We start from the raw sequence: 11,968 nt of genomic DNA, 5'->3' as shown, positions 1-11,968 counted from the left end.
GGACCTCATCCCAAAAGGGGGCATTAAATAATGCCAAAAGCGGTTTATCCTTCAACCCTTCGGTCGGGACCGGCGCCGGCATGGCCCCCTCGGCCTGTTCTTTGATCCGGGTCGCCTGCTTCCGGTCTTCCTCGGAAACGGCTTTTCCCGGAGAGGCCTTTAACAACTCCTCCCCCTTTTCATTACAGGCCTGAAGAAGATAGCTTTCCCCCAGATCCGTCAGCAGGACATCCAGACCCGCCTGGTCAAAAGGACCCCCCCCCACGGAGGTACAAAAGCAGGTCGAACAGGGGTTGGAGCACCCCAGCCCCATAAGCATCAATCGCTCCCGGCCCTGTTTCCACCAGGGGTCCTGATAATCCGGGGTGACAAAATTAATCTGCACCAGATCAAAAGCCCGGGCATCGCAAGGACGAATCCCGATCAAAAGACGGGACCGCTCCGGCGAAGGACGCTCTTTCAGGATATGGGCTTCCGGATCCTCAGGATTCAGGGTGAATTCGAACATCCGTTCCGATTGGGGTTGAACCAGGACCTTAGGCGAAAGCCGGGTGTTCTGAAAACTAAGGTCCGGTTCGGCTCCCTCCAACAGAGGAGCGAAGTTGCATTGATCCTCTTGAGCCACGGGTCCATAGAGGTCAAAGGACTTTCTGAGGTCCTTCAACCATTCATTAAATTCGGTTTTGGAGATAATCTTTTCGATCATAATAGATCCTTACTTTTAATTTCGGATTTCGGATTGCGGATTGCGGAATGGGGTTTCGGATAGTTACCTAACCATTCCTAATCATCCCAATAAACGATTTCCTTTGCAGAAATTATTTAATAAATTTTTCCGGGTCATCGGGCCGGTAGACATCCAGGGGAGGTCTTCCTTCCGGGATAATCCCGGCTTCAAAATGATAGAGCTCCAGGATGTCTTTCTCTAATTTTTTGGTAAACTGCCGGACTTTGATCCCCACCGGACAGGCCCGCTCACAAGCCCCGCAGTCGGTGCATCGGCCGGCACAATGGAAAGCCCGCATAAAATGAAAGGTCCGCACATCCGTCGGATCCAGGCTCTTGCCCATCCATTGGGGTTTCGATTCATCGACAAAACAGGTCGGACAATAGCACAAGGGGCAGGCATTTCGACAGGCATAACAACGGATACAGGGCCGGACCAACTCTTCAAAATATTTCCAGCGGGCCTCCGGATCCATGTCCTCTACAGCCCGAACGTCTTCATAGCGGTCCACGCCGCTCTGCTCAGTCACCAACTCCCCGACTAACTCATCATAGAGGACCGGATTGCGGTGGATACAGATGGCGCAATTGTCCTGCAGGAGATCGGCCTTTTTAAAGGTTTCCTTAAAATCCTTGCCTTCAACAACGATCTGATCCCCTGTTTCGACCACTCGGAGGGGCTCTTGGCCTTCCAGTTTGGCCCGGACTTTTCGCCGGTCGACCATGCCCCGGCAAGGAACACCGATAATATGGATCTGATCTCTTTTGATTTGTCCCTCTTGTAAATGGACCACGATATTCCGGGAATCACACCCCTTGGCCACGATGGCCAACCGTTCCTTCCGTTTAGGCAAATAGTTGGCCAGATTGACCCCGCAGAAGGAATCCCAATAAAGCTGATCGATCTTATCGGCCTCCCGGACCAATATGGGCTCGTTCATCATGGGGACAGAACCCTGACGGTAGCCGATGACAGCATCGACTTTTTTTTCGCTTAAAAGCCGTTTGGCAATGTCTTGTATCTTTCTCGTGTATTCCACCATCTAAGCCACCTCTGGCATTTTCTTGATAAAATGTTGGGCCGGCCCCAGGGCCTTGACCGCCCCGGTCACTTCGGTGACCACTTGTTGAAACTTGGTGGCTTCGGCCGAGGACACCCAGGAAAAATGAAGACGCCCCGGTTCAATGCCCATGTGCTCCAAAAGCCCTTTCAGCAAGGCGAATTTTCGGCGGGCATAGTAGTTTCCGGCGATATAATGGCAGTCTCCGGGGTGGCAGCCTGAAACCCAGACCCCGTCGGCCCCGCGGCGAAAGGAGGCCAGGATGAATTTAGGATCCAGCCTTCCGGTACAGGGAATGCGGACGACTCGGATATTGGGGGGATACTGCAGGCGGCTTACCCCGGCCAGATCCGCCCCTCCGTAACTGCACCAGTTACATAAAAAACTAATGATTTTAGGTTCAAATGGTTCGTTCATATGCTTTCCTTAAAAATAAAAGGTTCAGGGCGCAGGGCACAAGGCGCAAGGTGACGGAGTTAAGAATTTTTTTTACCTTGAACCTTGTGCCTTAGACCTGGTGCCTATTTTTTATGCTGCTTCGATCATGGCAAAGATTTGGGCCTGATCAAATCCTTTCAGGTTGATCGCCCCGGACCGGCAGGAGGCCACGCAAAGACCGCATCCCTTGCAGAGGGCCGGATTGATCTCGGCCTTGGCCGTCTTTTCATTCCAACCGGGAGCCGAATAGGGGCAAATGGCCACACAGATACCGCACTGACTGCACAACCCGGCACTGGTTTGGGCCACCGTGCCGCTCACCTGGATTTTCAATCCGGCCAACAAAGTGACCGCCCTGGCCACGGCCGCCTGGGCCTGGGCAATGGATTCCTCGATGGGTTTGGGATAATGGGCCAGCCCGCATAAAAAGACCCCGTCGGTGGCGAAATCCACCGGCCTCAATTTGGCATGGGCCTCGACAAAAAACCCGTCTTCATTCAAAGGGACCTTGAACAACTGGGCCAGTTCATGATCCCTGGGCGAGACAATGGCTCCGGCCAGGGTCACCAGGTCGGCCTGGATCCGGATGTCCTGATCCAGGATATGATCCTTCACCGTAACCATCAGCCCGTTTTCGCCGGCCTCCACTACCGGCTTTTGTTCCAGGGCATAGCGGATAAAAAGGATACCGGCCTGACGGGCCTGCTTATAAAGATCTTCCCGTTCTCCAAAGGTCCTCAGGTCCCGATAAATGATATAGACATCCCGATCAGGATTCTCTTCCTTCAGTTGAAGGGCCGAATGGACTGAATGGGTGCAGCAGACTTTGCTGCAATAGGGTCTGGAGGGTTCGCGGGAACCGACACACTGGATAAAGACCACGGACCCGGCCTTTTCGACCAGGGGATCCTTTTGGGCCATTTTTTGATCCAGATCCAGGTGGGTCAATACCCTGGAGTCTTTCCCGTATAGGTATTCCTCGGGTTTTAATTCATCGGCCCCTGTAGCCAGGATGACAATACCATGATCCAACTCGGTAATGGAAGAAGGATCCTCCAACCGGGCCAGACGGGTCTTGAACTGTCCCACAAACCCTTCTCCCGTGGTAATCTGATGACCCAAATAGGTTTTGATACGGGGGTGTTCCTCGACCGATCGCACCAGGTCCCGGACATAGGCCTGGATATCCTCACCCCTCCAGGTGGTATTCAATTTCAAGGCCTGGCCCCCCAACCGGGGAGATTTTTCCGCCAGGTACACCTGATATCCCTGATCGGCCAGTTCCAGGGCCGCGGTCATTCCCGCCAACCCGCCCCCTACCACCAGGCCGGATTGGGCCACTTCCACCTCGATCTCCTGCAAGGGCTCCAGGAGGACGGCCTTTGAGATGGCCATGCGGACCAGATCTTTGGCTTTGACGGTCGCCGCCTCCGGATCAGCGGCATGGACCCAGGAATCCTGGTTGCGGATATTGGCCATTTCAAACAAATACTTGTTCAAACCGCCCTCAATCAGGGTTTCCTGGAATAAGGGCTCATGAGTCCTGGGCGTACAGGCCGCCACGACAATACGGTTTAAGCGGTGTTCCCGGATAACCTCCCGCATCTTGTCCTGGGTGTCCTGGGAACAGGTAAACAGGTTTTCCTCCACATATTCCACAAAGGGCAGGGTCTTGGCATAGGCCACCACTTCAGGTACCCGGACCACCCCGGCGATATTGATGCCGCAGTCGCAAACAAAGACCCCGAGGCGCGGCCGCTCCCCGGCTACGACACGGGCTTTGGGGATGGTTTTTTCCCTGACCTGGGTGTTTCGGACCGTTACCAGGTTGCGGCTGGCGGCACAGGCCGCGGCACTGGCCTCCATGACCGACTGCGGAATATCTTTCGGACCGGAAACAACCCCGCATCCGTAAATACCGGGCACCGAAGTCGCCACCGGGGCAAAGCTGCTGCTTTGAATAAAATGATAATGGTCCAGGGCCACTCCCAGTTTATTGCTCTGTTCCACGGTCTCTTGAGATACCTCTAAACCGACAGACAGAACGACCATATCAAAATCTTCACTGAGCACTTCTCCCTTTTCGGTGACATAGGTTATCCGCAGGTCGTCGCTTTCGGCGATCGGATCTATGGTATGAATCCGGGAACGGACAAAGCGAATTCCTTCATCCTTGGCCTTATTGTAATAGCGTTCAAAATCCTTGCCATAGGAGCGGATGTCCATGTAAAAGACGGTCCCCTCCAGACCGCCCTTGCTGTGTTCTTTGGCAATGATGGATTCCTTGATGGCGTACATGCAGCAGACCGCCGAACAATAGCCGTGATCACAGTGATTGATGTCCCTTGAACCCACACATTGAAGCCAGGCGATTTTCTGGGGTTCCTTCTGGTCTGAAGGACGAACCAGGTGCCCCATGAAAGGACCGGAGGCCGAAAGGAGCCGTTCAAACTCCATGGCCGTAACCACGTTGGGCAATTTGGCATAGGCATAGGCGTCATACTGGATGGGATCATAACACTGAAACCCGGCGGCGAAAATAATGGAACCTACCTGAAGGGTTAAGTCTTTAGGCTGGTCCTGAAAATTGATGGCCTTACTGGCACAGAATTTTTCACAAAGCTTGCATTTACCCTTCTGAAAATAAAGGCAATTATCGGAATCAATGGCATATTTCAAGGGCACGGCCTGGGCGTACTTGACATAAATGGCTTTGCGGATCCCCATCCCTTCGTTATAGTCATCTTTAATCTTCTTAGGACATTTTTCAGCGCATAACCCGCAGGCGATACACTTATCCATAATGACATAACGGGGTTTCTGGAGGACCTGAACCTCAAAATTCCCCTCTTCTCCGGAAATAGCGGTTACCTCAGATAAGGTAAGTAATTCTATATTGATATGTCGGCCGACCTCGACCAATTTGGGCGAGATAATTCACATGGCACAATCATTGGTCGGAAAGGTCTTATCCAATTGGGCCATCCCGCCGCCAATGGAAGGGGATTTTTCCACCAGATAGACGTAATAACCGGAATTGGCCAAATCAAGAGCGGATTGCATCCCGGCAATACCGCCGCCGATTACCATAACCGCCCCGATTTTTTCCTTTTTTTGCATCCTTTTTTCTGAAGTCATTAAAAACTCCTGTTAAATAAATTTTTTACCTTCACTCCCGAAGTCCACCTTCGATAATCACCTGGTCCATATCTCCCAGTTCTTTAAAATAGACATTGACCCGTTCTTCCTGTTGGGTATCCAGCCGGATGGCGGAATAATCCGCACTAATGGGCAATTCCCGGCCCCCGCGATCCACCAAAACCGCCAGGGAAATACGGCGGGGTCTTCCAAAATCGATCAAGGCATCCAGGGCGACTCGAACCGTGCGGCCCGTATAAAGGACATCGTCCACCAGGATTATGATCTTATTGTCCAGGCAAACCGGCACCTCCGTCTTCCCGACGAGGGGTTTGTGATTGATCCGGGTCCAGTCATCCCGGTATAAGGTAATATCCAGCGCCCCGGTCGGAACGGTTAACCCTTTTTGAGCCTTTATCAGTTCTTGGATGCGATTGGCCAGAAAGGCCCCTCCGGTACGGACCCCGATCAAGACCAGGCGTTCCGTGTCCGGATAATCGATTACCATTTGGGCTACCATTCGATCCAGGGCCTCATGGATCTCTTCGGCATTCAGCGCGATCCTTTTTTTGCTCCCTTTCATCCTGGTCACCATTTCATAATTTAAGGTGTTATTTTTATCACAAGCTTTTTCTTAAGGTCAAGTAAAATATAGCCGCTTCATTTTAAATTCCTTGACGTTCTGGGAATAAGACCTTAAACTTGGATCTTTAAGGTGTTAAACCCCCATTCCCGCTCCAAGCGGGCATCGACGAAGCCTGAAAATTACCCTGCAGGACTTTTTCGCCGAACGCTGAACGCCGAACGCTGAACGGTATCTACGAACTGAAATATGGCTTATCAAGATATTGATTTTGAAACGGAAAAGATTATCGGGGAACCTTTTAAGGACCTTGTCCTCCCCCCGGCCCTTCCCCTTATTCCCGTCAGGGATGTCGTGGTTTTTACCAACATGATCTTGCCTTTGCTGGTAGGCCGAGCCGGCTCCATCCTGGCCGTGGAAAAGGCCGTAGCCCAGGACCGTTTGGTCTTTCTAACCGCCCAGAAAGATTCTCTAACCGAGGATCCAAAACCCGAAGACCTTTTTTCCACTGGTACGGTGGCCATAATTTTGCGGACCCTGAAACTGATGGATGGGAGTATAAAAATCCTGGTTCAGGGTGTTTCCAGGGCCAGGGTCCTTGAATACCTGGAGCATCAACCCTTTATCCGGGTCCGTCTTGAAAACCTCACCGATCAGATCCAGCAAAACAATCAGGTGGAGATGGAAGCCTTGATGCGCAACGTTCGGGAACAGAGTGAAAAGATACTTTCCTTAAAAGGTATGCTGTCAGCAGACGTCATCGCCATCTTAAACAGTATTGAAGAGCCGGGGCAGTTAGCTGACCTGGTCGCTTCCAATCTGAGGTTGAAAATAGAGGCCTCCCAGGAAATCCTGGAGCAGTCCGATCCCTTGATCCGCCTGCAACGGATCAACGAACATTTAACCAAGGAATTAGAGGTTTCTACGGTTCAGGCCCGCATCCAATCCGAGGCCAAAGAAGAAATGGGTAAAGGCCAAAGGGAATACTACCTTCGGGAACAGCTTCGGGCCATCCGTCGGGAACTCGGAGAATATGAAGAAAAAACCGCAGAATTAACGGAATATAAGACCAAATTAGACCAGATGCAAATGCCCAAAGAGGCCAGGGAAGAAGCTTTAAAACAGGTTTCGCGCTTGGAACAGATGCATCCCGATTCAGCCGAGACTTCCATCATCAGGACCTATCTGGACTGGATCGTTTCCCTGCCCTGGGACAAAAAGACCCGGGATAAGCTCAAGGTCCAGGAGGCCCAAAGGATCCTGGATGAGGATCACTATGATTTAACCAAGGTTAAAGAGCGGATTTTAGAATTTCTAAGTGTCCGGAAATTGAACCCCCAGATGAAAGGGCCTATTCTGTGCTTCGTCGGGCCCCCGGGGGTTGGAAAAACCTCCCTGGGAAGATCCATTGCCCGGGCTATGGACCGAAAATTTATTCGCATCTCCCTGGGTGGGGTTCGCGATGAAGCCGAGATTCGCGGGCACCGCCGGACCTATATCGGAGCCCTACCGGGCAGGATCCTGCAAGGACTCAAGCAGGTGGGGACCAACAACCCGGTTTTTATGATGGATGAAGTGGACAAGATCGGTTCCGATTTTCGCGGAAATCCGGCCGCCGCCTTATTGGAAGTTTTGGACCCGGAGCAAAATTTTTCCTTCAGCGATCATTATCTTAATCTCCCTTTCGACCTGTCTTCGGTCATGTTTATCACCACGGCCAACTCCGTTGATCCCATCCCCTCAGCCCTCAGGGACCGGATGGAAATCATAGAATTATCCGGTTATACCGATGAGGAAAAACTAAAAATTGCCGAGGCCTATCTTCTTCCGAGACAAATCAAGGAAAACGGACTGAAGCCAGGTCAATTGAGAATAAGCCGGGGTACCATCTTAACGGTGATCAACGAATACACCGAAGAAGCCGGTCTTCGAAATTTAGAAAAAGAATTGGCTACCATCTGTCGCAAGATCGCCAGACGGATAGCCGAAGGGGAAAAGGGTCCTTTCACTGTTTTCAAGGGAAACCTGCACCGATTCCTCGGGCCACCGCCCTTTCTACCTGATGAACTCCGGAACCTCCATGAAGTGGGGGTGGCCACCGGGCTGGCCTGGACCCAAAGCGGAGGAGAAGTCCTTTATATTGAGACCATGATCATGAAAGGGAAGGGTAATTTTACCTTAACCGGTCAGCTCGGTGAGGTAATGAAAGAATCGGCCCAGGCGGCTTTAAGCTATGCCCGTTCCCGCTCCGAACGACTCCATCTTAAAGATAATTTTTATGAAAATTTCGATATTCACATCCATATCCCGGCCGGCGCCATCCCCAAGGACGGCCCTTCGGCCGGGATTACCCTGGTTACTTCCCTGATCTCGGCCCTGACCAAAATCCCCGTCAACAAGGATATTGCCATGACCGGTGAAATCACCCTGCGGGGCAAAATCCTGCCCATAGGAGGCCTTAAGGAAAAAACCCTGGCAGCCATCCGGGCCAAGATAAAAACCCTGATCATCCCGGAACAGAACAAAAGGGATTTGATGGAGATCCCTCTTACGGTCCGCCGTCGAATCCAGGTCGTTTTGGTCAAGAATATTGATGAGGTTATTGACCTGGCCCTGATGACCCCAAAAACCGGAATCAAAAAATTGCTCTTGAAACGGAAGTCAACTTAATAATCCTTGCCGACCCGATCGACCTTGATGGACTCGCAAAAACTCGTCATTCCCGCGCAGGCGGGAATCCAGGCCAGGCCTAACCAATTATAAACACTGGATTCCCGTTTCCACCCCCGGGATGTAGTCCTGTCAGGGACGGAATTCGGAATGACGAAATTGGGTCTCCCGGACTTCCAAATAACTTAGCTTTTTTATTGCCAAGTTATTTTATGATACAGCGCCGCAATGCGGCGTTTCATAGCTTTTTACGAACTCATCAATTTTCAACTGCAACCTGTAACCTGCATCTTGCAACTTCTCTTAAGGTATACTTATGAATATCGCCTACTTCGATTGTTTTTCCGGTATCAGCGGCGACATGATCCTGGGGGCCTTTTTGGATCTTGGGCTCCCGCAAAAACGCCTGCGCCAGACCTTGGGCCTGCTCCCCTTACCCGAGCTCCGGTTAACCATTAAACGGGAAGAACGTCAGGGAATAACCGGTTATGCCCTCCGGGTCCTTGGAAAAAATAAAGAGGGCCATAACAGAACCTATCGATCGATCAAAGAGCTTATCGAAAAAAGTCCAATAGAACCGGAGATCAAAGAAAACAGCCTGGCCATCCTGAAACGCCTGGCCGGGGTGGAAAGCCGAATCCACGGCATTCCTTTGGAGGAAGTGCATTTTCATGAAATAGGCGCCCTGGATACGATCGTCGATATCGTCGGGGCCGCCCTGGCCTTTCATCATTTTCAAATCAAGGAGGCCGTCTCCTCTCCCCTTCCATTGGGTCGGGGCTGGATCCGAAGCGGCCACGGTCCCCTGCCCCTTCCGGCCCCGGCTACTCTGGCCCTGCTCAAAGAGGCGGCGGTGATTCCAACGGATCTTGATAAAGAACTGGTTACCCCCACCGGGGCGGCCATCCTGACCCACTATGCCGGGTCCTTCGGACCGCCTGTGTCCATGACCCTGAAGGGGGTCGGCTATGGTCTGGGACAGACCCATTTCCCGGACCGTCCCAATGCCCTGCGGGTCTGGCTGGGCGAAAAATCCCCGGTCCTGAAAAAAGAAAAACTGATTGTCCTGGAGACCAATATCGATGATATGAATCCCCAGTGGTACAATCCCTTGATGGAACATCTTTTTGAAGCCGGGGCCTTGGATTGTCTCCTGATCCCCTGCCAGATGAAAAAAAACCGGCCGGCAATCCTGATCCAGGTCCTATCCAAACCGGAAAACCAAGCCCGTTTGCAGGACCTCCTTTTGAAGGAAACAACCACCCTCGGCATCCGATCCTATGAAGTGGACCGTCTGTCTCTGCCACGGACCATCCAATCCATTAAAACCCCCTGGGGAACCGTTCGAATTAAAAAAGTAACCCGTCCCGCTCAGACCCATGAGAAGGCCGAAGATTTTTCCATTGAATTTGAAGATCTTAAAAAACTGGCCGGAAATCAGAAAGGCAGTCTAAAGGAATGGGATGCCAGGATTCGAACCTGGATGCATAAAATCGATGGTTAGACCGATTACCATCGGCCATTCTTCTGAACAGGTTATTAACAGTCTCATTAGTACGAAAATAGATTCCAAAGATCCAAGGATTCGAGGGTTTTAAGTTCCACGCCTTTCACTTTAACCCTTGGCCCCTGGACCCCTTGAATCCTTTTTCATGCTTCGTGGCGCCCCAAAGGGGGCATGAGGTTTAAAATGAGAGTTTTAATAATGGCCGGACCCATCCGGTTTCCTTCACCCGGGTTTGATCACCGAGCTTAAGGGGGCTGGATCTTCCGGGGTATCGGCATTGAAAAGGCCAGGAAAGAGCCTCATCCAGAGCAGGGTCACAACGATTGTACCGATGCCGCCGAAAAGCACGGCAGGCACGACACCGAACCAGGCCGCAGTGACACCCGACTCGAATTCGCCCAACTGGTTGGATGTGCCGACAAACATGGAATTGACGGCGCTCACCCTCCCCCGCATGGCATCAGGGGTACGCATCTGAACCAGGGATTGCCTGATGACGACGCTGATGACGTCGGCCGCTCCGAGCAGAATCAACATACCGAGAGAAAAGACCAATGAGGTCGATAAGCCGAATCCTATGGTTGCCGCCCCGAAGATAATCACGGCCAGGAACATGCTCTTGCCTATTTTGTGTCTGAGGGGGTGGCTGGCCAGGAATAACGACATCAGCAGAGCGCCGATGGCCGGGGCCGAACGGAGGAGCCCCAATCCCCGGGGACCGACGAAAAGGATCTCCCGGGCATATACCGGAAGCAAGGCCGTGGCGCCGCCCAAAAGCACCGCAAAGAGGTCCAGGGAAATGGCCCCGAGGATTTCCGGTTTGCTGCGAATGAAGGCAATGCCGGCAAAAAGCGAGTTAAGGCCGGTCGGCTCCCTTTTCATTAAAGCGGGTTTAGATCGTATCATGGAAACGAGCAGACTGGCCCCCCATAAGAGCAGGCCGATCACGGTGTAGGCCGTGGTAGCCCCGGCGGCATAGAGAAACCCGCCCAGGGCAGGCCCGGCGATAAAGGCACACATAGTAAATGAAGTGGACCAGGCAATGGCCCGTGGAAGGAGTTCCCTGGATACCAGATTAGGCATGAAAGCCTGTCCGGTCGGCATCTCGAAGGCCCGGGCCGCTCCAAAGAGAAAAACGATCAACAGGATGCTCTCCTTGTTGAGCCAACCGCCAAAACTGCCGGCCGCCAGCGTAAAAGTTCCCGCACCTTGCAGTATTTGACAAATACCGAGGATCTTCTTACGTTCATAACGGTCGGCGATCTGGCCGACGACGAGGGTCAGGAGAAACATGGGTAAAAACTGGGCCAGTCCCACCAGACCGAGATAGAAAGGACTGCCTGTTAAGGCATAAATCTGCCAGCCTACGGCAACGGCCAGCATCTGGTTGCCTATGGTGCTGGCCAGACGGGCCGCCCAGAACAAACGAAGAGACCGGTTATGGAGAAGCGCTGTTATTTCCGGCGAGGTGGGGGATGACATGATTTACAGGGTCGGTTCGGTGGTTTGTCTTTTTAAATAGGGGTCCATGATGATCAAAAAAATTTACCTTATGAGACGGCAAAATACAAGTCCTTAATATGTCCTGGATTTTTTTCCGCCAACCCGCCCTTCGACCCAAGTAATAAAACCTTCATAAAAAAATTGACATAATAATTTCATCCTGATTAATATAGGATAAACATTAAAAAATCGCCAAAACTCGCATTACGTCATTCCGGCGAAAGCCGGAATCCAGTCTTTTCAGGTGGTTACTCTTATCCTGGATTCCCGAGCAGGCGGGGGATGACGAGTTTTAGAGACCATCATATTAACCCGGTCAACCACGAACCAGGACCTCATACA

8 protein-coding genes are annotated in these 11,968 nt (G+C 52.0%); 2 read left to right on the top strand and 6 right to left on the bottom strand.

Features of this window, described 5'->3' with window-relative positions; genetic code table 11:
* The 5 genes from HY879_04705 to pyrR all read right to left on the bottom strand — a co-directional run.
* A partial coding sequence (locus tag HY879_04705) for a 4Fe-4S ferredoxin (protein MBI5602636.1) occupies positions 1–706 on the bottom strand: 706 nt, incomplete at its 3' end.
* Between the two features lie 112 nt (positions 707–818).
* The gene (locus HY879_04700; GenBank protein MBI5602635.1) at positions 819–1,769 is read right to left on the bottom strand and encodes a 4Fe-4S dicluster domain-containing protein; all 951 of its coding nucleotides are present in this window, start codon (positions 1,767–1,769) and stop codon (positions 819–821) included.
* Positions 1,770–2,204 carry a hydrogenase iron-sulfur subunit gene (locus HY879_04695; GenBank protein ID MBI5602634.1) on the bottom strand — a complete coding sequence of 145 codons (435 nt, stop codon included), beginning with the start codon at positions 2,202–2,204 and terminating at the stop codon, positions 1,770–1,772. It abuts the gene before it with no gap.
* A 111-nt stretch (positions 2,205–2,315) separates the two neighbouring features.
* Entirely contained in the window at positions 2,316–5,345 is a 3,030-nt protein-coding gene (locus HY879_04690; GenBank protein ID MBI5602633.1) for a CoB--CoM heterodisulfide reductase iron-sulfur subunit A family protein, read from the bottom strand.
* Between the two features lie 49 nt (positions 5,346–5,394).
* Complete coding sequence (pyrR, locus tag HY879_04685; GenBank protein ID MBI5602632.1) at positions 5,395–5,946, bottom strand: bifunctional pyr operon transcriptional regulator/uracil phosphoribosyltransferase PyrR; 552 nt, start codon at positions 5,944–5,946, stop codon at positions 5,395–5,397.
* Positions 5,947–6,195: 249 nt separating this feature from the next.
* On the opposite strand from pyrR, the gene lon reads away from it, so the two are divergent.
* Together lon and larC are read left to right on the top strand one after the other, a co-directional pair.
* Positions 6,196–8,616: an endopeptidase La gene (lon, locus tag HY879_04680; protein MBI5602631.1), complete on the top strand. Its 2,421-nt coding sequence runs from the start codon at positions 6,196–6,198 to the stop codon at positions 8,614–8,616.
* 316 nt (positions 8,617–8,932) lie between these two features.
* Positions 8,933–10,120, top strand: a complete 1,188-nt coding sequence (gene larC, locus HY879_04675; GenBank protein ID MBI5602630.1) for a nickel pincer cofactor biosynthesis protein LarC — start codon at positions 8,933–8,935, stop codon at positions 10,118–10,120.
* A 225-nt stretch (positions 10,121–10,345) separates the two neighbouring features.
* Here the strand turns inward: larC and HY879_04670 are convergent, their stop codons facing one another.
* Complete coding sequence (locus HY879_04670) at positions 10,346–11,605, bottom strand: MFS transporter (GenBank protein ID MBI5602629.1); 1,260 nt, start codon at positions 11,603–11,605, stop codon at positions 10,346–10,348.
* Positions 11,606–11,968: the final 363 nt, after the last annotated feature.

The organism is Deltaproteobacteria bacterium, assembly GCA_016219225.1.
Taxonomy (GTDB): domain Bacteria; phylum Desulfobacterota; class RBG-13-43-22; order RBG-13-43-22; family RBG-13-43-22; genus RBG-13-43-22.
This window is presented reverse-complemented; position numbering and strand designations above follow the sequence as displayed.

Coding starts and splice junctions, on each gene's coding strand:
- HY879_04695 (MBI5602634.1), bottom strand. CDS start 2,204: ATGAACGAACCATTTGAACCTAAAATCATTAGTTTTTTATGTAACTGG.
- HY879_04670 (MBI5602629.1), bottom strand. CDS start 11,605: ATGTCATCCCCCACCTCGCCGGAAATAACAGCGCTTCTCCATAACCGG.
- larC (MBI5602630.1), top strand. CDS start 8,933: ATGAATATCGCCTACTTCGATTGTTTTTCCGGTATCAGCGGCGACATG.
- pyrR (MBI5602632.1), bottom strand. CDS start 5,946: ATGAAAGGGAGCAAAAAAAGGATCGCGCTGAATGCCGAAGAGATCCAT.
- lon (MBI5602631.1), top strand. CDS start 6,196: ATGGCTTATCAAGATATTGATTTTGAAACGGAAAAGATTATCGGGGAA.
- HY879_04700 (MBI5602635.1), bottom strand. CDS start 1,769: ATGGTGGAATACACGAGAAAGATACAAGACATTGCCAAACGGCTTTTA.